We start from the raw sequence: 20542 nt of genomic DNA on the forward strand, positions 1-20542 counted from the left end.
GGGTGCGCTAGCAGGTCGGGGTGAATGCCGGAGCGGATCAACAAGGCCTCGGCCGGTGCCCCCAGACTCTGCACCTGAGCGACCCAGGGCGCGACCAAGTGCGCCCGAGCGACGGGGATTGACGGCAATGGGTTGTTGTCGCGCATCACTTCGGTCCTCGAGCTGCGGGCCTAGTGAAGAGGTAGTCGCTGCGGCCGGCAGGCACCAGATGACAGGCGCGGCATGCGATCGCCGGCTATGCTTGAAAGTCTATCGTGGCCGTAAAGCCTGGCTCGATTTCCGTCTGAGCGATACGGCGATCAAACGGCCGCAAGAGCATAGACCGACAGCGCATGAGCAACCGGCCTGACCACGACCATGTCGATCTAGTTCTGGGCGGCCAGCATCGAGGGGACGACCGGCACGCTCCCTGGGCTGTTGGTGGCCGATGTCGACATGAGCTTCGGTGACATCTTCGACGACCTGAAACCCTCCGGTATGGTGCCCTTCAACGCGACCAAGGGCCGGCTGGGGCTTGCCGCAGACTTCCAGTACGTGGAGACCGAGGCGGAGAGCAGATCGCTGTCGCCGCTGTTCGGCCGCGAGACGCTGCGCTCCACCAGCCTGGTCGCCTCCCCGATCGCGAGCTACCTGGTTGTCGACGACGGGCGCCTGAGCCTGCGCCTGGGTGGCGGTGCACGCCTCTGGTCGGTGGAGACGGACCTCAGGCTCTCCGACGGTCTGCTCGCTGGACGTCTGATCACGAGCGACGAGACCTGGGGCGATCCGATCATCGGTGCCAGTGGCGGGCTCGACTTGAGCCCCCAGGTCTTCGCACGCGGATGGGCCTATGTCGGCGGCTTCGGGATCGCCTCCGACATCACGGCGGACGTCTTCGTCGGACTCGGGTATCGCTTTACCGATACGACCTCCGCGAGCCTGGGCTACCGCTGGGTCAAAGTCGACTGCGAGGAAGACGATTTTCTCTACGACGTTCGCCAGGCTGGTATAGCCACCGGCGTGACCTTTGCGTTCTGAGGCACGTTATCCAAAAGCATTCGGGCGGCGATCTCCGGTGCAGACCGAAAGATGCTCGCAGTTTCGCTTCAGTCACGCCCGGCTTCATCGATATTCTGGCGGACCGACCTCATGGCGGCTCCGCCTTCAGGCCATGGCCGTCCATCAATAGAAAGCGGCCGCCGGCACTAGAAGACTCAGCTTGAGCCCCGGGCTGACCCCAGGTTGTCGCCTCGCACCCATGTATTGACCGCTTCAAGGGGCAAAGTGACCGCTGATCCGTGTAGCTCGACCTTCCGCTTCCCGCGTCGGACAGACACCAAGGTTATTCGACCGAATGACCGATCAGGATAGGTTGCCGCCGCCGCGACTACCTGGGCCTTTCGTGTCCGCAAGGGTCCCGAGCCTCAGCAGCAGCGGCGACATCTCGATGGGTCGGCGCACTGTCGTCCGAGGAGGAGTCACGGCTCGACGTGGGCGACAACACCGCTCCTCCACTTCACGGCACGGCTGCCACGGCCTGATTGGAGGCCGACCGACTAGCTTGCTCGCGCCCTGATTCCACGGGGCACCACGGCCCGCTCGGCCCGCTCGAAGAGCCACTGCACGCTCAGGGCGAACAGCGCCGAGGGAATGGCGCCCTCGAGGATGAGTGCGGTATCGTCCAGGCGAATGCCGGTCAGGATCGGCTGACCATAGCCGCCCGCACCCACCAAGGCCCCGAGCGTCGCCGCCCCCACGTTGATGACCGCGGCCGTCTTGATCCCCGCAAGTATCGTCGGCAGCGCCAGCGGGAGCTCGATCCGCCTCAACCGCGCCGCCGGCGGCAGCCCCAGGGCCTCGGCCGACTCCCGTAGGGCCGCCGGGATGCCGGTGATCCCCGCATGGGTATTGCGCACGATCGGGAGGAGGCTGTAGAGAAAGAGCGCGACCAGGGCGGGACCCGCCCCGATGCCGAAGAAGGGGATCATGACCACCAATAGCGCCAGCGCCGGAATCGTCTGCAGAATCCCCACGACGGCGAGGACGACCTGTCCCAGTCGGCGCCGATAGGCCGCCACGACGCCGAGCGGGACGGCGACCGAGATCGCCGCCGCTAGGGAGACACCGACCAGCACCAGATGCTCGAGGCTGTAGCGCGCCAAGCGCGCCGGCATGCCCTCCCCGCTCGGCGTCAGGTCGAGCGCGAAGGCCTCACGCAGAAAGGCACGCGCCACCTCCGCCTCGCTCCGGCCCTCGACCTTGGCGGCCGCATTGAGCGCGACCATGCGCTCGACGTCGATCGCACCCAGGCCCCGCTTCAGCGCCTTCAAGGCCTCGGGTGCGCGTGCTTCCAGATCGGCGCGGTAGATGAGCACGGCGTCATACTGCGGGAAGTAGCCAAGATCATCCTCAAGGGTGCGCAGATCGTAGTAGGCGATCTCGGCATCCGTGGTGTAGACCTCGGTGACATCGGCCTCGCCGGCGCCCAACGCCCGATAGGCAAGCTCGTGCTCGACGCCCCGGACATCCGCTTGCGGCAGCCCGTAGCGATCGCGCAGACCGGGCCAGCCGTCGGCGCGATCCATGAACTCGCTTCCCAGGCGGAGCTTGAGCCCCGGATGGGCTCTAAGGTCCGACACGCTGGCGATGCCCAGCGCGGCCGCCCTCGCCTCGACCATGCCGAGGGCATAGTTGTTCTGGAAGCCGATCGACCCCGCCAGCCGAATGTCGCGCTCGGCGAGCCAGGCGCGCAGCTCGGCCGCGCTGACGGGCTTCTCGCGCGCCATGATCTCGTGGCTCAGCGTCCCGGTGTACTCGACGTAGGCGTCGATCTCCCCGGCGACCAGGGCATTGAAGAGTATGCGCGTGCCGCCGAGCGAGGCTCGGTGACGCACGGGCGTTCCCGTCGACTCCACGAGCCCGGTCAGCATCTCGCCGAGAATGACGCTCTCGGTGAACTTCTTGCTGCCGATGACCACCTGCCCAGGCTCCCCACGGCAGCCGGCGAGCAGCGTGACAGCCAAGACGACCAGGCATGCCAGCGCTAGGTCGAGGGTGAGCCGCTTCATCGCTCGCCGCCCCCCAGATCCAGGTGACTGCGCTGGGCACGAATGAACTGCTCGACGAAGGGCTCCGCCGGCTCCGCCATCATCTCCGCCAGGGCCCCGCTCTGCAGGATGCGGCCATCACGCATCAAGACGATGCGGTGCCCCAGGAAGGCCGCCTCGGCCAAGTCGTGCGTGACCAAGACGACCGTCTTGTGCAGCGCCGCAAAGATCGCTTTGAGATCTTGCTGCAGCTCATAGCGGATCATAGGATCGAGCGCGCCCAGCGGCTCATCGAGCAGCAGCACCTCGGGGTCCAGCATCAGCGCCCGCATCAAGGCCACGCGCTGGTTCTGCCCGCCCGACAGCTCGCTCGGATAGCGAGCCAGTCCGTCTCTCGGGAAATGGGTGAGATCGCTCAGCTGCGCCAGCCTCTGGCGGATACGCTCGGCATCCCAGCCCAACTGCTCGGCCATCAAGGTCACATTGGCGCCTGCCGTGAGATGCGGAAAAAGCCCGCCTTGCTGAATGACGTAGCCCATGCGCAGCCTGAGCGCGGCGATCGTCGCGTCCGAGAGCGCCTGACCATCGAAGCACACACTCCCCGCGTCCGGCTCGGCGAGCCCGATCAGGAGCCGCAGCAGGGTCGACTTCCCGCACCCAGAAGGCCCGATGAGCACAGTGGTGCGCCCTGGCGCAATCTCCAAATCGACACCGTCGAGCGCCGGCTTGCCTTGAAAGGTCTTACGAACTGCGTGAAGCGTCAGCATGCGCGGTCTGATGGAGGAGCTCGGTGAATGTCAGCCTGACTCGGACAGGGCTGCCAGCTTCCAGCGGCTAGCTTCTTGGGATCGGCGGCGTCGATCATCCATTGGCCCAGCCTCCAGCTGAGAGGGTGGACAAGCGCAGAGACGGTAAAGAAACTCCCCGTAGGTTCGGCTGAGGTACGAAGCCCAACATAGCGGCCAGCCTAACGCCTTGATTGTTGGGCCTCCTGCGTCGGCCCAACCTACGGCAAGGCGCGATCTTCGCAGCGGGATTCGGTGGACTTCGCTCTCGAGACTGTGAAGGAATTCTGCGTAGGTTGGGCTGAGGTACGAAGCCCAACATGGCGGCTAGCCTAACGCTTTGATTGTTCGCCCCCCTGCGTCGGCCCAACCTACACCAATCTGCGATCTTCGCGTTGCGCTTGGATTACTCTCACAGTCTCTCTCGCTCGACCACCCTACTGGTCAAACTGCCGATCAACGGCCAGTTGGTCAACCCATGGCGCTTGCTCAAGCTGCCCAGAGGGTGGCAGCGCCAGTCGGCGAAGGCCTCGGCCAGGCAGCCGCCGGAAGCTGTTGGCTGGCAGCCCTATTCCACACTGAAGCCATGCTAACTGGGCCCGAGCACAAAACAAACAGGCACAAAAAAACCGGCATGAAGCCGGTTTTTTTGCTGCCTCGCCGTCGCGGCTCAGGCCATGGCCTTGATATGCGCGTTGAGGCGGCTCTTGTGACGAGCGGCCTTGTTGGCGTGGATCAAGCCCTTGCGAGCAGCGCGATCGATGCGCGGCACGGCCTCTTTGTAGGCCTGCACGGCGGCGTCTTTGTCTTCTGCCCGGATGGCCTTGATCACCTTCTTGACGAAAGTACGCAACGTACTGCGCTGCGCCATGTTTCGCTGACGACGGGTCTCGGCTTGCCGGGCGCGCTTACGTGCTTGTGGTGAGTTAGCCAAGTGGGTCTCCTGAAAATACGGCTGATCGAAATCGAGATCTAGAAACTAAAGACCGCGCATTTTCATAAGATCCAGCGGCCTTGTCAACCAGGCATTGCCAATTGGTGATGGCATCGTTCATCACCCCCTCTATAATCCCGGGTCTTTCGCCCCGGAGACCCAGGCATCGTGGCGTCCCTGTCCGCGTCCATCGCCAAGATTGGCGGCAGCACCTTCCTGTCGCGCGTCCTCGGCTTCGCCCGCGACCTCATCATCGCGCGGCTGTTCGGCGCAGATGCCGCCACGGACGCCTTCTTCGTCGCCTTCAAGATTCCCAACTTTGCCCGCCGCCTCTTCGCGGAGGGCGTCTTTTCGATGGCCCTAGTCCCCGTGCTCAACGAAACCAAGCAGAAGCAGGGCGACGATGCACTCAAGGCCTTCGTGGATGACATGGCGGGCGCGCTGACCCTGGCCTTGCTCCTGATCACTGCGGCAGGACTGCTGGCCGCCCCTTGGCTGGTCCTGGTCTTCGCGCCCGGCTTCGCGGGCGACGCGACCCAGCACGAGATGGCGACCGCGATGCTGCGGCTCACCCTCCCCTACATCCTCTTCATCACGCTCGCGGCCTTCGCGGGCAGCATCCTCAACACCTATGAGCGCTTCGGCGTGCCGGCCTTCACGCCAGTGCTGCTCAACCTGATCCTGATCTGCTGCGCACTGGGCGTGGCGCCGCACCTCGAAGAGCCCATCTTGGCGCTGGCCTGGGGCGTTCTCATCGCCGGTATGGTCCAGCTTGGGTTTCAGCTTCCCTTCCTGCGCCGGCTGGGCTTGCTTCCACGGCCTCGGCTCAACCTGCGGGACCCCGGCATCCAACGCGTCTTCAAGCTCATCGGTCCGGCCATTCTTGGCGTCTCGGTGGGTCAGATCAGCCTGCTGCTCGACACCCTCTTCGCGTCCTTCCTGCAGACGGGAAGCATCTCCTGGCTTTACTACTCGGACCGCCTCATGGAATTCCCGCTCGGTATCCTGGCGGTCGCCCTTGGCACGGTCATCATGCCGCGGCTCTCTCAACAGCACGTTGCCGACAACGCCGGCGACTTCTCGCAAACGCTCGACTGGGCCATGCGCTGGACACTGCTGTTGGGCGCACCGGCTGCCCTCGGGCTGCTGGCGCTCGCCCAGCCGATCATGGCCACCCTTTTCGTCTCCGAGGCCTTCGCCACCCGCGATGTCGTCATGGCCGGGCAAAGCCTCATGGCCTACGCGCCCGGCGTCATCGCCTTCATGGCCATCAAGATCCTGGTGCCCGGGTACTACGCCCGCCAGGACATGCGGGGACCCGTGCGCATCGCCCTCGTCTCGCTGGGCATCGGACTCCTCCTCGATGTCCTGCTGATGCTCCCGATGGGCCATGCCGGACTCGCCCTCGCAACGACCATTGCGGCGCTGGCCAATGCCGGACTTCTGCTGCGCGGCCTGATGAATGCGGGCATCTACGCGCCGGAAGACGGCTGGGCGCAATTCGCCTCCAAGGTAGGCGCGGCAAGCCTGGTCATGGCGAGCGCGCTCCTCCTCCTAGCCGGCTCGGCGAGCGACTGGATCGCGCTGGATACCGGCTCCCGCGTGCCGCGCCTTCTGGGCTGGATCCTGGCCGGAGCCGCGCTCTATCTCCTGACGCTGATCCTATCGGGCGTGCGTCGCCACGACCTCATGCCGCGCGCTTGAGCAGATGCGGGCGCGCACGTCGATCTAGCCGGCGATGCCGCCCCATGTCCTTGACCGCGACACCGCGGTTTCGCGCGCTCGTTCACGCCCTGACGACACGCCGTTCGTCGGCACCTAGGTAGAAAACCGCCTACCGACTTTAGTAGGGATCCTCTAGAGTTCTCAAAGGATACGCTGAGGCAGCCACGCGCCCCGCCAAGCGCCAGAGCCAGCAATTCTGAAACCGACCAGTCATGAGCCCACCGCGCAACGACTATGGAAAGGCGTCGATGATCTTGACCTCAGCGAGAGGCTGGGATGACGCGCGACTTGACATGTCCTCGAGAGCAGCGCGCCGCGTGCGCAGCGATCAGGGCATTCACCGCCGCAAGGGCATGAGCGCTAGTGGAGCAAACATCATGCGCGAGTCCGTTCACTCTTCTCGTACCATCAACAGGCGTCGCTACTTTCGCCGCAGCGACAGTTGCGAGGTCCAGGTTCAGGCGATCGACGCCGCCCCCACCGAGCCGGGAGGCCGCAGCAGCCCCTGCATCTCCTGCGACATCAGTCCGGCCGGCATGCGCGTGCTCGCGGACCGTGCCCATCCGGTCGGCTCGAGGGTCCTGCTGGCCATGGAGTGTCGGGAGAATGGCTGGATTCGTATCATCTCGCGGGTCGGCTCCGTCGTCTGGACGAAAGTCGACGCGACTGACGAGCGCTGCCAGCTGGGAATCCGATTCGAGGACGTCGACAGCCCGGAGCTCGCGGCAATCGGTGCCATCGAGGGCTTCCATTAGCCACCGCGAGGCCCCAGAGCCACCAAGCACCACCACCGCAAGACCGTCTGCAACAGCAGGCTAGCCTCCCCTGCCACCCACCTCGATGCGATTGCGCCCGCCAGCCTTTGCCCGATAAAGCGCGGCGTCCGCTGCGGCCACGATCTCCGACAGCTCCTTGAAGCCATCCTCATAGGCCGCGATGCCAATACTCACAGTGAGCAGATGGCCGGGAAAGCGCTCGGCCAGCACCTGTCCGCGCCGCTCGATCTGTTTGCGGATGCGATCGGCGTAGATGCAGGCACCCTCGATGTGCGTGTCCATGAGCACGAAGAGAAACTCCTCGCCCCCATAGCGCCCCAAGAAGTCCGTCGGACGGGTCAGGCTGCGCATGGTATCGGCGACGATGCGCAGGACGTCGTCACCCGTCTGATGCCCGAAGGTGTCATTGAAGGCCTTGAAGTGATCGATATCGACGAAGCCGACCACGAAGAAACGGCGCGCCTCCTTCCCCTGTCGGAAGGCTTGCGCGAGAAAGCGATCGACGGCACTGCGATTGCTGAGCCGCGTCAAGGCATCCACCTCGGCCTTGGCCCGCTCACGCTCGAAGGTTCGACTGCGCTGGATGGCGATGCCCAGCTCACCCGCAACGCGCATCACTTCCGGCAGGGGTCCGATATCCAGCGCCTCGCCGACGCGCTTGCGACTGACCCAGAGCACGCCCAGCAGCCGGCCGTGACACATCACGGGCACAGCGGCCGCCTCGGAAGCGCCGATCGCCGCCAGGATCTTTTCGTTCTCGGCCGAATCGCGCACCAGCACCGGCCGGCGCTCGCGCAGACAGCGCACTAGATCGCCGGAAAGCGCGGTGATCGTGAGCTCCAGCGGCGCGCTGGGGGACACCGCGGGCAAGGGCGGCAGCGCATGGGTCGCAATCAGGCTGCGACGCCTTGGCTCGACCTGCATCATCATCAGGCGCTCGATGCCCAGCTCGCGCTGGAGCGCCTCCAGCGTCTGGGGAATGAAATCGTCCGGATCGAGACTCTGATGGGGCGCCGTGTGGCTCGAAAGCACCAGGCTTCCCGATGACTTCGCCGGACCCGAATCGCCGCGGCACAGTGCCACGGCCGTCGCGACCATGTTGGCGCGCAGCTGAGGCGAAGGCGGAAACTCCAGCCCGTAGAATGTGCCGATCTCGGACATCTCGGCATCGGCCTGCTCGAGCAGCTCGGGCAGTGCGATCTCATCCAGGGGCGCCAACGCGAGCACCTCTGGAGAGATATTGAGGCTATTGAGCAAATCCACCGAGCCGATCCCCTGGGTCCAGGAGATGAAGTCGGCCAAGGCGACGATCGCGACCTCGCGCGCCTCCTCGGTGGGCAGACCCGACTCCCCGATGGGACCATGGTGGTGGGCCTGAACGCGGCACACCAGCTCAGGCAGCCCCCAGCCCTCGCAGATCACGGCCCCGACCATGTCGTGCGTCACCCCGAAATAAGTGCGCTCGTTCTCACGAATCGAGTTGACGCTGTGCGCGGATGCGCTGAGGAATTCGCTGTAGCGAACTCGGCCATGCGACTCCAGAATCACCTTTCCGAGGTCGTGCAGCAGCCCAGCCGCATAGAGCGCATCCGGATCCGAATGCCCCATGCGCTCGCCGATCCCGCGACTGAGGATGGCCACCAGCAGGCTGTGCTGCCAAAAGTGGAGTCGATCGAAGGCCCCTTGCGAGCCACGCTTCACCATGCTCTCGTAGAAGAGCACCTGGAGCGCGACCTGCCGAACTGCCGAGAGCCCGAGGAGGGTCACGGCCCGGTGGATCGTCTTGATGCGACTCGGGAAGCCGTAGAAGGCCGAGTTCACGATCTGAAGCACCTTGGCCGCCAGCGCCGGCTCCGTCTCGATTACCCGCGAGATCGCCGAGACCTCGGTATCCTCGTCGCTCGTCAGTCCGAGCAGCTTGACCGCGGCCGCGGGCGCGGGCGGCAGATCCCCCACCTCGCTGCGCAACGCCATGCAAACGGAACGGTTAAGGATCTCCGATTGATCTGCCACTCTTTCCCTGCTCCCGTCTGCAATACAATCCCAGCTCCAAGGGAGGACGTCGATTGGATGCCGTCACCGCGCATGGCCAGCGCGCGATCCCAACGGCCGCTGGTCGGGCGGACCCCGGCTGCGAGCCCAGTCCATCTGCGCGTTCGGCTGACCGGGCATCCCTATCCAGCACGAGGGCAAAGACCCGCCCACGGCCGATTAAGTTGACGCTTTTCGCGTCGCCGATTCGTGACCAAGCTCCCACTTCGTCACGGACCGCTTGGCCGAGCATCGGATAGACGATCGTGCAAGACGCACCCTCGATTCCTCGAACAGGTCGGGCCGCGACGATCCTGCCCGAACTGGGAGACAGCCGCCAATGCCGACCGCGACACTCAGATTCTACGCCGAGCTGAACGATCTTCTCCCATCCAATCGACGTGGGCGCGACTCTCGACGCGCGCTCGACGCACCGACACCCGCACGCCATTTGATCGAATCCTGCGGTGTTCCCCACACCGAGGTCGGCAGAATCCTCTGCGATGGCGTCGGCATCGATTTGGAGACACGCTTGGCAACGGACGCCCGTCTGAGCATCTATCCGGCGGACCGCCGCGGCCCTGAGCTGCCTGACAGCAGCCGTCGCGAGAAGTGCCAGGAGAGGCACACCCCGCGCTTCATCGCCGACGCGCATCTGGGCGCCCTCGCCAGGCGTCTGCGCATGCTGGGCTTCGACACGCTTTGGGAGAACGATATCGGCGACGCGGTGCTCGCGCGGCAGGCAGCCGAGCAGCGGCGCATCCTGCTCTCTCGGGACCGCGCCCTCTTGATGCGGCGACAAGTCTCGGAGGGCTGCTACATTCGCCAGCAGAAGGTCAGCGATCAGCTTCGGGCCCTCATCGAGAGGCTGCGCCTTTGCGATCGGATCGCGCCCTTCACGCGCTGCATGCGCTGTAACGGCCTGCTCCAGCCGCTATCCCATGCGGACGCCCAAACCGCACTTCCGCCAAGCCTGAGAGGGCGACAGCTGGCCGTGTGGCGCTGCGCGGGCTGCGGTCGGGCTTACTGGCGCGGGAGTCATTGGCAGGCGATGAGACGCCAGATCCAGCGGCTCTGTCCCGACGCGGCCGATAGGATGGGGCTGGATCCGGCGGCGAGAACGGATTGAGCGCAGAGGCGAGACGCATCCGACAGGAATGGGAGATACTCTGGGGACAGCCACTCGACAGTCAGGTCGGAGCCGCATATGCCTCTGCTCAAGCTCGGAATCCCCAAGGGGAGCCTGCAGGACGCCACCATCGACCTCTTCGCCCAGGCCGGCTGGCGCATCGCGCCGCATTCGCGCCACTACTACCCTGACATCGATGATCCGGACATCCAATGCTCCCTGCTGCGCGCACAGGAGATGGCCCGCTATGTCGAGCGCGGCACACTCGACCTCGGTCTGACCGGACTCGACTGGATCCTCGAGACGGAGGCCGAGGTCGAAGAGATCTGCACCCTCACCTACTCGAAGTCATCCAACCGGCCGAGCCGCTGGGTGCTAGTCGTGCCCGAGGATTCGCCGGTTCGCTCGGTTAGCGATCTGCAGGACCGCAAGATCGCAACCGAGCTGGTCAACTTCACGCGCCGCTATCTCACCGAGCGCGGCGTGGACGCCGAGGTCGAATTCTCCTGGGGTGCGACCGAGGCCAAGGCGGTCGAGGGGCTGGTCGATGCCATCGTGGAGATCACTGAGACCGGCAGCACCATCCGCGCGCATGGCCTGCGCATCGTGGAAGAGCTCCTGGTCACCGAGACCCGCTTGGTCGCCAATCACGGCGCCATGCGCGATCCCGCGCGCCGCGCACGCATCGAGCAGATCGCCATGATGCTGCAATCCGCCTTGGCGGCAAGGAGCAAGGTCGCGCTCAAGTGCAATGTGCCGGCGAAGCGCCTGGATGACGTGGTCGAGCTGCTGCCCAGCCTCCATGCGCCGACCGTCAGCCATCTCTACGACCCTCAGTGGCTAGCGGTGGAGACCATCGTCGACGCCGCCATGGTCAGAGACCTCATCCCTCAGCTCCGGGCAGCCGGGGCCGAAGGCATCTTGGAATACGAGCTAAGGAAGATGCTCTGAGCGCGATGAAAGCGTCCATCGAGACGGAGCGCGTCGGTCACCCTTTTCCAGGGCGACAAAGGTGCCCCGCCGATCTCGAAGATACCAATGGCTATGCGGCGCCGCGAATCTGTACCCTGCCACAGTGCGGGCACTTCTCGTAAGGCGGTAGCAACAGCCGCCTGCAGTCCGGATTGGAGCAGTGGACGCCCTCGTCCTTCTTGGAGAACTTCTCCATGTACGCGATGTCTTTCGGACGATTGAGCGTTCCTGGCAAGGTCTGACGCAGCATCTCGGAGTACTGCGCGAACTCAGAGCTGAGATCCTTGTGCGCCTCATGCTTGGCCGAGGCATCGCCCTTCGACTTCGACCTGCGCTTGGAGCGACGGCGGCGGCGCGTCGACTCGGAATCCTTTTGAAACTCAGCTTCCCGCTGCGGCTGGGCAATGCCCTGCTGCTTCGCCGCGTCCCAGCCGCACTGACCGCAAACCTTGGCCCCAGATGCCATGGGCTCGTGGCAGAACGGACACTGAGGGGTCTCTTCCGACGCCTCTGTCTTGGCTCGCGGCACGAAGAAAAGCACGAAGGCGAAGGGCCCTAAAAAGAACCCGCCGACACCCGTCGCAAAGACGTTGAATCCCCGCTTGACGCCTGCGATGGCGCCGATGCTCATCCCAACGAAGGCAAGGATGATAGCCACGTAGAGAATGACTTCGCCCGTGCTCGCATCGCTGAAACTGGAAGCCGCAGCAGCCGGCCCAGCCCCCGCGAGCGTGAGCGTTGGGAGGTAGAGGACTAAGCGCTTCATGGTAACCCGCTCTCGCTGTTCGTAAGGACGAATCCTGTCGATATCGAAACGGGAGATTAAGGGATGCGCCGAAAAAAAAACCCGACACAGGTCTCGATTGCGACGGCCGATCGGCCGCAATCTCTGGTCCGGCGACACCCATCGCACGCCACTGCTTGCCACTCGCCCGGCAAGTCAGCCGCATGCGCTCAGCCCGCCTCGTCAGGCATTCCTGGAAGTCGAAAATCCGCTGAAGCGCCCGGACGACACACCGGCCGCCCGGACTCGTCGGGACGCCCGCATGACTCCGAACCATGAGGATTAGGCGCCACGCGGGTCAGATGCGCATCGCGACATCGACCTCATCGGCACCGTCGAGCAAGACGGCCAACTGGTCGCCCTCGATCCGCACCAAGGTCTCGTGATCGCCAGACTCGAAGTAGATCTCAGGGCATCCCGCCAAGCTCCTGTCGAGCAGCGTACGATGACCAAAGGCTGCGCCGATCGGCGGCACGGCACCGCGCTCGCAGTCCGGGAAGAGAGCGGCCAGCTCCTCTTCGGTCGCCAGACTCAAGCCGTGCCCCAGGCGCTCTCCCAAGCGTCCCAGGTCGACATGATGATCCGACGGGATCACGACCATCAGATACTCGCCGGTCGCCTCGACTTTCACCATGATGCCTTTCGCCAGCCGCCCGCCCGGCACCCTCGCCACGGTCGCGGTATCCATGCTGGAGCCGGTATGCGGATGCGCGAGGAGCGAGTAGCGCACAGCGTGGTCCTGGATATGGGTCTCAAGCATTCTTGACATTGTCATGACGTATCCTCCTTCTTGGCCCTTCAATCTCAAGTTTAGCCCTTGAGCAAGCGCGCAACGGGCTTCCCCCAGGATCCAAGGGGGGATCACGCAGCCCCGGGATTGCAGCACGAGCTCCCCCTGAGGCATCCCCTGGCCCATCCCGTGACGGGCGGCACGGCCCGCGGACGGCGTCGGCGCTAATCTTTGGAGGTTTCGGAGCCACGGAGACCAGCATGGGCGAAGCCAGTACCACCGTTCGACTCTCTAAGGAAACCATCATCCAGCTCCAGGCACTCTCGCTGCCTGGCGAATCCCTTTCCAGCGTCATCCAGCGCGCGGCGCTCGCGTTGCACACGTTGGAGACCGCTCCGTCGGACACGAATGCGCGACCCGCTGCAGCCGTCAGCTTGACGGAGCGCATGGACGCTCTAGAGTCACGTATGGAGCAGATCGAGCGACGGTGCGCAAAGGACCGCACCTGAGAGCCGAAGCGACACGCGGATGCTCGACTGGGCATCGGCCCGACCTCCGGCAATGCGGCGGTGCGCCGATCACGCGGGCGCCAGCCGCTCGCCCCGCTCCGCATCAGCCTAGCGACCAAGAGACTCTCGGAGAAACGCCGTTGCGACATTCGATCATGCGATGGGCGAGCGCGATCCTGATCGCCGCCCTCGGGACAACCGGCGCCAGCGCCGTGACCCTCACCACCGACCTCCCCTCGCCCCAGCCGGCAGGCACCAACATCCTGGTTAGCGTCTCGGAGAGCGGTGACTCCGAGCACCTCTATCAGCTCAGCATCGCGCCCGCCGATCAGCCCAAGGACCGCCGGGTCATCTATGCCTATCAGTCGAGCAGCACGCTCGAGTGGTCCAGCGTGCGGCCGGGCAGCTACGTCTTGATCGGCTCCGTGCTCGACGTGGAAAGCGGGCAGCAGAGCGCAGCGGTCCTGCCCTTCACCGTCCTGCCGGCCATCCCCTATGGGCTCAATGCGCCTGTCGTGCATCCGACGCGCAACCCGCTGGTCGCGCTCTATGTCGCGCCACCCTGCGGAGATCCGATCCGCATGCGCGTGCGCTTCTTCGCCCCATCCATCGGCGTCGAGCAAGTGACCACTCCGGAGTGGTGCCTTCCCCAGGCGCCGCCGCACTTCCTGATCGCGGGCATGCGCCAGGACACGACCTACCTAATGCAGCACGAGGCCCTGGCCTCGGACGGCACACGGCTGCAAAGCTCCTGGCCGATCAGCTTCACGACAGGCACGGCCGAGATCGCCATCTCGCCTAGCACCATCCATGCACCCGCCGGACCTGAGACCAGCCCGCCCGAGCCGCTGATCTGGAATTCGACCATGATCGGCAACGACGCCCTCGGTCTCAGCCCCTACCCGCTCGCGACCGATCTGGAAGGCAACCTCCTCTGGTACTGGCAGCGGCCCGTCTGGGCGCTGCGCCCCGGCGCCGACGGCAGCTTCTGGCACATCACGCCAGACCCGATGACCGGCACGGCCAATCAGCTGCTCACCAAGGCCGACCTGCTCGGCAACGTCATCAAGCAGACCAGCGTGCGCGATCTGAACGTCCAGCTCGAGCGCAGGGACGACACCGACCGCATCAATGACATCCACCACGACGTGCGCGAGCTGCGCAACGGCGACGTCGCCTTCATCGCCAGCGTCGAGCGACTGGTCACGGATCTGCAGGGGGCCGGAGAGGTCTCCGTGCTGGGAGACATGATCATCGTCACGGACAAGAATCTGACCATCAAATGGCTGTGGAACGCTTGGGACCATCTCGACCCCACACGGCTCGCGACCATGGGCGAGGTGTGCGGCCCAGGCGACGCCGGATGCCCGCCCTTCTACCTCGGGGACGAGAGCAACGACTGGACGCACGCCAACGCCCTCGCCCTGACGCCAGACGGCAACCTGCTGCTCTCCGTCCGCAACCAGGACTGGGTCGTCAAGATCGACTACGACGAGGGGAGTGGCGACGGCAGCATCCTCTGGCGACTCGGTCCCGATGGTGATTTCACAATGCTCGGCGGCAGCGAAGACGATTGGTTCTCTCACATCCACGATCCGAGCTATATCGCGGACGATGCGATCGTCCTCTTCGACAACAGCAATCTCAGATGCGAGGCGGAGGAGCCGCCACCGGATTGCCAGAGCCGCGGACAGATCTGGCAAATCGACGAGACCGCCATGACCGCGGAGCTGGTCTTCAACAAGGACCTCGGGGACTATGCCTTCGCGGTTGGCTCGGCACAGCAGCTCGCCAACGGAAATCTATGGCTCAACGCCGGCATGCTCGGCACCTTCGCGGAGCCGCGCGCCACCGTCCAGGAGGTCGACCCCAGTGGGATCACCGTCCTCCAGACCGACCTCGACATCTTCCAGTACCGCTCCTATCGACTGCAGAACCTCTATTCCGAGGCCACGAACGGAGACTGAAGACAACGGCTGTGACCAGGACGACGCCAACGCATCCCACCGACACTCGACGCGCTGAAGCACAGCGGCTGGAGACCCAAGGACAGCATTCCCCGCATGCAGCAGCCGAGACCCTGGCGCAAATCCGCGCCCACCTCGAGCCCGTCATCCGCGGTCAGCCCCGCGCCATCCGCCTGTTGCTGGTCGCCCTGGTCAGCGGCGGCCACGTCTTGCTCGAGGACGTTCCGGGCACCGGCAAGACGACACTGGCCAAGGCGCTGGCGCGCGCCCTGAGGGCGGATTTCAGGCGCGTGCAGTTCACCCCCGACCTCCTCCCGACCGACATCCTGGGGGGCTCCGTCTTCGATCCTGCCGCACGCAGCTTCGAGCTCCGCCGCGGCCCCGTCTTCACGCAGATCCTGCTCGCCGATGAGATCAACCGCGCCTCTCCACGCACCCAATCGGCCCTACTGGAGGCCATGGGCGAGGCGCAGGTCAGTATCGAAGGGACTACCCACCCGCTCGATCCGCTCTTCTTCGTCATCGCGACCCAAAACCCGGTCGAATTCCACGGCACCTACCCGCTGCCCGAGGCGCAGCTCGACAGGTTTGCGCTGCGCTTCGGCCTGGGCTATCTGGCGCCGGACGAAGAGGTCGAGGTGCTCGCGCGGCACCGCCTCGGCGAGCCCTTGAGCAGGATCGAGCCCGTCGCGGCGCCAGCCGACATCCTGGCCTTGCGGACCCAGGCGGCCGAGGTCGCCGTCGACCCGGCCGTCGCCCGCTATATGGTCGACCTCACCCGCGCGACCCGCGCGACCGAGGGGGTCACCCTTGGCGCCGGACTCCGCGCCTCCTTGGCCCTGATGAAGAGCGCACAAGTCCTGGCGCTGATGGACAGGCTCGACTTCGTCACCCCGGATCACGTCCAGGAGCTTGCCGTCGCTGTCATCGCCCACCGGCTGGTGCTCGACAGCCAAGCGCGCTTCGGCGGCCTGAGCGCGGAGGCCGTGGTGACGCGCCTCATCGAGCAGCTCGAGCCGCCGCGCTGAGGCGGCAGCGAGCCCATGGCCGGCGCACTCCTGCGAGCCGCGCTCTTCCCGGCACTGCGCCGGCTGGAGCATTGGCGGCACTTCCTGCGAGAACGGCTCACGCCTGCTGGGCGCTTCGTCCTCGCGACCGGCTTTGCGGCGGCCGTTTTCGGCATCGATACCCGACTCAACCAGCTCTATCAGCTCTTCACGCTCGCGCTCATCCTGCTGCTGGTCTCCGGCTTGGCCGCGCTTATTGGCGGGTGGCGGCTGCGCAGTTGCCTGGATGCAAGCCGGGCATTGCCAAGCACGGCCTGTGTCGACATCCCGCTCGACTATCCGGTCGAGCTGCGCTCGCGCCACCGCCGCACCCTCGAAGGACTGGCTTTGACCGAGCAGCTTCCAGACCCGCGACCGACGCGCGCCCAGTTTCGCGACCCCAATCAGGCGGCCGCCGCGGGCGATACCTGGCTCGACCGCCGACTCGGCTATCCCCGCTGGCAGCGGCTGCTCGCGCGCAACCGCTGGGCGGCACAGCCAGCGCCAAAGGCGCTCGAGCCCATCTCTCCTCGGGGCAGACTCAGGGTGGGTTTGCGCCTGATACCGAAACGGCGCGGCTATCTGCGTCTGCGCGGATTCTGGCTCACCCGCCCGGACCCGCTCGGCCTGACCCGAGTGCGCGTCCCCATCCTCCAAGAGCAATCCTTGCTCGTGCTCCCCAAGCGCTACCCGGCGCCCATGCTGAGCCTGCCAGGCCATCGCCGGTACCAGCCGGGCGGATGGCGCCTGGCGGCGACGGTCGGAGAATCGCAGGAATTCATCGGTCTGCGCGAGTATCGCGCGGGCGACTCGCCGCGCCTGATCCACTGGCCGAGCTGGGCGCGCACGGACGAGCCCGTGGTGAAGGAGTATCAGGATGAGTATTTCACCCGCCACGCCCTGGTGCTGGATACCTTCGCGGACACGTCCTCTCATGACGGCTTCGAGGCCGCCGTCAGCATCGCGGCCTCCTTGTGCGACCGCATTGGAGACGGCGAAAGCCTGCTCGATCTCCTCTTCGTGGGCCCCGAGCCCTATTGCCTGACCGGTGGACGCGGCCTGGCCGGCACCGCACAGTTCCTGGAAGTCCTGGCATGCGCCAAGCCTTGCGAGACGCAGCCCTTCGAGCGACTGCAGCAAGCCCTGCTCGGCCGAATCGGGCAATTGAGCGCCCTGGTGTGCGTGCTGCTCGACTTCGACCAGCCGCGACGCGAACTGGCTTGGACGCTCGGCAGCCTGGGAGTGCCGACGCGGCTCCTCGTCGTCTCCGACCAGCCGATGGAAGTGCTCCTCGGCGGCTGGACCGGCGCCCAGGTGCAGCGGATTCGCCCCGCTCGAATCGCCGAGGATCTCGCCCGGCTATGATCCGCTACCCGCCCGCCGCGCTCGCGCTGATGTTCTGGAGCTGGCAGACAGGGGCCTGGGTGCCCGGATTGGGGCTGACGGCCTGGCTCGCCTGGGCCATGCGAACCGACAAGCGCTGGCAGGTCTCCGACAAGAGCCTCGAGCGGCTGGTGGACCTGACGAGCCTGCTCGTGATCGGCGTCGTGCTCTATGAATACAGCAAAGGCCCCTTGACGGCGGGAATCTTCGCCGTGCTGCGCTGGTCGCCGCTCCTGCTCGCGCCCCTGGTCTCGGCCCAGATCCTCAGTGCCCGACCAGGCGTGACCCACCGTGCCCTCTTCCTGTCGCAGCGACGCAGCCGCTCAGCGGATGCGGACCGTACCCTGGACCTGCGCCCCGTCTACCTGGCGAGCTGCCTGCTCGCGGCCGGGACCGCGCCGGGAAGCGAGGCCCTCTCCAGCCATTTCATCGGGCTGCTTGCATTGGCCGGCGCGTGGCTTCTCTGGCAGCAGGGGGCTCGGCGACATTGGCCGCTGATGCTGGGATTGCTCGTCATCACGGCCCTACTCGCCTACGCCGGGCAGCTGGGACTTCGAGAGGGCCAGAGCCGTCTCGAAGACGCCGCAATCGCCTGGATGGGCGATCTTTTTTTCGGCAGCGGCGACCCTTATCGTGCTCGAACCGCGCTTGGCGACATCGGAGAGCTCAAGCTGTCCGACCGTGTGCTCTATCGCGTCACGACGGACGCCCCGCTCAAGGCTCCCCTGCTGCTGCGCACGGCCAGCTACAACCGCTACTTCGATACCTCCTGGCTGACACGCGAGCGGGACTTCGCCCCCGTTCCCCGCGTCAACGATGGCTGGCAATGGGCCCCGGACGCGACCGCCGTCGCCAGCACGCCCAGTGTCCGCATCGGCACTTACTTGAAACGCCGCGGCGACCTGCTCCCCCTGCCGAGCGGGACCTGGCGCATCGCCGGCCTGCCGGTGGGGATTCTGTCGCGACATCCGCTCGGCGCGGTCAAGGCGAGCGACGGACCACCACTGGTCCAATACCGCGCCTTCTACCACGAAGCCGCGTCGGACGACCGCCCCCCTGACGACATCGACCTGCGCGTCCCCCTGCCGGAGCAGGCCGTTCTCGACGAGCTGGTCGACGCGCTCGCGCTGAGCCAGGCGGATCCGGAGGCCGCCTTGCAACGGGTGCGCGACTACTTCAAGACAGGGTTTCGCTACACCCTGGAGCTGCCGGGGCCGGTGCGCGGACAGACCGCGCTCGAGCACTTCCTGCGCGATCGCAGGCGCGGACATTGCGAGCTCTTCGCCACGGCGAGCGTGCTGCTCTTGCGGCAAGCCGGATTGCCTGCGCGCTACGCCGTCGGCTACTCGGTCCAAGAGCAGGCCGCAGCGCCCAACACCTATCTGGTACGCCGCAGTCACGCCCACGCCTGGGCGCTGGTCTGGCACCATGATCGCTGGTGGAGCCTGGATACGACCCCCGCACTCTGGGCGAACCTCGAGGCCGACCGACGCCCCCTCTGGCAGCCCGCGGCCGACTGGATCTCCCAGCTCTGGTACCGCTTCAATCTGCACCGACTGAATCCAGAGACCAAGGACAACCCCTGGCTCTGGGCACTGCTCGCAATACTGTCCCTGATCCTCGCCTACCGGCTGCGTCTCGGCCGACGCTTCATCGAGGCAGGCGCTGCGAAGCGCCGGACGCTGGCAGTGGCGTCGAACAGCCCGATCGCGGACGTCGCACGGACCCTGACCAGAGCAGGCTGGCCGCGCCGGGCCGGCGAGACCGACCGCCAATGGCTCCAGCGCCTCCAGCGCGAGCCCGAGCTGCACGAGACGATGCAGGACATCGAAGCAATCCAGCGCTTCAACGAGCGCGCCCACTACCACCCCGCCGGCCTAACCCCAGCGCAGCAACGCCAGCTGCAACGCGAGATCGCGCGCTGGCAAACCAGATGGGAAAGCCTCCGAAGCCGAAGATGAGACGACCGCAGAGCCCACAGCGCACCTTGCCTCTTTCTCGATCAGCAGCTCCCGTTCGGGGGCACTCTCACTCACAAGCGACGACTCAGCGACCTTACGCCCGCGTCCACCTTCCGTTGCATTGCGCTCCGTGACCGGCGAAGAATGGCTGCGTACCTGATCTACATAGTGCCTGGCAGAAAAGTCTGTTTCATCTTACAGGACAATGGCTTAAAATATGACCCCATGGTCGAAGCTTCGGTGCCGAGGCCGATCAATAGGGACGCAATAGCGCCTAAAGCCTTGATTTCTCGATGTCGAAACGGCCCTCACGGGTGGTTTTCGAATGAAAACCGAATGAACCTTCATGAACTTCGTCATTGCAACCCGCATGCGCTGATTTAGGGGAGACATTTGCCCTTGCATCCGTCGACCGTCGAGGCGTTGACCCGCTTCCGCCAGCGACGTCGACGGGAGGTCTCAACGACGCCTGAGACGCCGTTCTTCACGGGAACCCGCGGACAACGCTCGGGGCAACCCCTCGGCGATCGCCAAGTCCATCGTGTCTTCAAGCAGCTTCGCGACCAGCTCCACTGGGCCAATCGCGGCGCCCATGCCGCACCGCGCCTGCATGATCTTCGTCATCATGCCGACAACCGAATTATGCCGAGTCGGGCGGCTGGCGATCGGCCGGCGGCGCTCTGGCGTTGCTTGCGGTCGGCATAATCAGAGGCCTTCGAGGAAGGCCAGAAGCTGGTCATCGGGGCGGTAGCGAGCCGGTGTGACCCCGATGGGCGTGGTCCGA

Annotated in this window: 17 protein-coding genes; 10 read left to right on the forward strand and 7 right to left on the reverse strand. The window is 65.6% G+C overall.

Annotated features, from left to right (window positions below):
* Nucleotides 1-435 precede the first annotated feature (435 nt).
* On the forward strand, nt 436-1017 hold the full coding sequence (locus G3446_RS21610; RefSeq protein ID WP_164455184.1) for a hypothetical protein: 582 nt from the start codon (nt 436-438) through the stop codon (nt 1015-1017).
* A gap of 518 nt (nt 1018-1535) precedes the next feature.
* Here G3446_RS21610 and G3446_RS21615 read toward each other — a convergent pair.
* The 3 genes from G3446_RS21615 to rpsT all read right to left on the reverse strand — a co-directional run bounded on the left by G3446_RS21615 (nt 1536) and on the right by rpsT (nt 4745).
* Entirely contained in the window at nt 1536-3047 is a 1512-nt protein-coding gene (locus tag G3446_RS21615; protein ID WP_164455186.1) for an ABC transporter permease/substrate-binding protein, read from the reverse strand.
* A complete protein-coding gene (locus tag G3446_RS21620) occupies nt 3044-3793 on the reverse strand; it encodes an ATP-binding cassette domain-containing protein (RefSeq protein WP_164455188.1) in 750 nt (249 codons plus the stop codon). Before G3446_RS21620 ends, G3446_RS21615 begins: the two co-directional genes overlap by 4 nt.
* 688 nt (nt 3794-4481) lie before the next feature.
* Nucleotides 4482-4745: a 30S ribosomal protein S20 gene (gene rpsT / locus G3446_RS21625; protein ID WP_164455190.1), complete on the reverse strand. Its 264-nt coding sequence runs from the start codon at nt 4743-4745 to the stop codon at nt 4482-4484.
* Nucleotides 4746-4913: 168 nt separating this feature from the next.
* On the opposite strand from rpsT, the gene murJ reads away from it, so the two are divergent.
* On the forward strand, nt 4914-6449 hold the full coding sequence (gene murJ / locus G3446_RS21630) for a murein biosynthesis integral membrane protein MurJ (protein WP_164455192.1): 1536 nt from the start codon (nt 4914-4916) through the stop codon (nt 6447-6449).
* Between the two features lie 398 nt (nt 6450-6847).
* Entirely contained in the window at nt 6848-7225 is a 378-nt protein-coding gene (locus G3446_RS21635) for a PilZ domain-containing protein (RefSeq protein ID WP_164455195.1), read from the forward strand.
* A 60-nt stretch (nt 7226-7285) separates the two neighbouring features.
* On the opposite strand, the gene G3446_RS21640 is transcribed toward G3446_RS21635, so the two are convergent.
* On the reverse strand, nt 7286-9259 hold the full coding sequence (locus G3446_RS21640; RefSeq protein ID WP_342450181.1) for a sensor domain-containing diguanylate cyclase: 1974 nt from the start codon (nt 9257-9259) through the stop codon (nt 7286-7288).
* Between the two features lie 358 nt (nt 9260-9617).
* On the opposite strand from G3446_RS21640, the gene G3446_RS21645 reads away from it, so the two are divergent.
* Both G3446_RS21645 and hisG read left to right on the forward strand, forming a co-directional pair.
* Nucleotides 9618-10406, forward strand: a complete 789-nt coding sequence (locus tag G3446_RS21645) for a Mut7-C RNAse domain-containing protein (RefSeq protein WP_164455197.1) — start codon at nt 9618-9620, stop codon at nt 10404-10406.
* A gap of 78 nt (nt 10407-10484) precedes the next feature.
* Nucleotides 10485-11357, forward strand: coding sequence for an ATP phosphoribosyltransferase (gene hisG / locus G3446_RS21650; RefSeq protein ID WP_164455198.1), 873 nt, complete (start codon nt 10485-10487; stop codon nt 11355-11357).
* A 91-nt stretch (nt 11358-11448) separates the two neighbouring features.
* On the opposite strand, the gene G3446_RS21655 is transcribed toward hisG, so the two are convergent.
* Both G3446_RS21655 and G3446_RS21660 read right to left on the reverse strand, forming a co-directional pair.
* Nucleotides 11449-12144: a zinc ribbon domain-containing protein gene (locus tag G3446_RS21655; protein WP_164455200.1), complete on the reverse strand. Its 696-nt coding sequence runs from the start codon at nt 12142-12144 to the stop codon at nt 11449-11451.
* Nucleotides 12145-12460: 316 nt separating this feature from the next.
* On the reverse strand, nt 12461-12937 hold the full coding sequence (locus G3446_RS21660) for an aminoacyl-tRNA deacylase (protein ID WP_164455202.1): 477 nt from the start codon (nt 12935-12937) through the stop codon (nt 12461-12463).
* A 215-nt stretch (nt 12938-13152) separates the two neighbouring features.
* Between G3446_RS21660 and G3446_RS21665 the strand changes: the two genes are divergently transcribed.
* The 5 genes from G3446_RS21665 to G3446_RS21685 all read left to right on the forward strand — a co-directional run bounded on the left by G3446_RS21665 (nt 13153) and on the right by G3446_RS21685 (nt 19758).
* Complete coding sequence (locus tag G3446_RS21665) at nt 13153-13401, forward strand: hypothetical protein (RefSeq protein ID WP_164455204.1); 249 nt, start codon at nt 13153-13155, stop codon at nt 13399-13401.
* 155 nt (nt 13402-13556) lie between these two features.
* Nucleotides 13557-15368, forward strand: coding sequence for an aryl-sulfate sulfotransferase (locus tag G3446_RS28335; RefSeq protein WP_164455206.1), 1812 nt, complete (start codon nt 13557-13559; stop codon nt 15366-15368).
* 11 nt (nt 15369-15379) lie between these two features.
* Complete coding sequence (locus G3446_RS21675) at nt 15380-16396, forward strand: AAA family ATPase (RefSeq protein ID WP_342450182.1); 1017 nt, start codon at nt 15380-15382, stop codon at nt 16394-16396.
* A 15-nt stretch (nt 16397-16411) separates the two neighbouring features.
* Complete coding sequence (locus G3446_RS21680; RefSeq protein WP_164455210.1) at nt 16412-17779, forward strand: DUF58 domain-containing protein; 1368 nt, start codon at nt 16412-16414, stop codon at nt 17777-17779.
* Nucleotides 17776-19758: a transglutaminase-like domain-containing protein gene (locus G3446_RS21685; protein WP_164455213.1), complete on the forward strand. Its 1983-nt coding sequence runs from the start codon at nt 17776-17778 to the stop codon at nt 19756-19758. Before G3446_RS21680 ends, G3446_RS21685 begins: the two co-directional genes overlap by 4 nt.
* A 459-nt stretch (nt 19759-20217) precedes the next feature.
* Here the strand turns inward: G3446_RS21685 and G3446_RS21690 are convergent, their stop codons facing one another.
* Entirely contained in the window at nt 20218-20385 is a 168-nt protein-coding gene (locus G3446_RS21690; RefSeq protein WP_164455215.1) for a hypothetical protein, read from the reverse strand.
* Nucleotides 20386-20542 lie beyond the last annotated feature (157 nt).

Origin of the sequence: Thiorhodococcus minor (genome assembly GCF_010820565.1) — a bacterium.
GTDB lineage: Bacteria > Pseudomonadota > Gammaproteobacteria > Chromatiales > Chromatiaceae > Thiorhodococcus > Thiorhodococcus minor.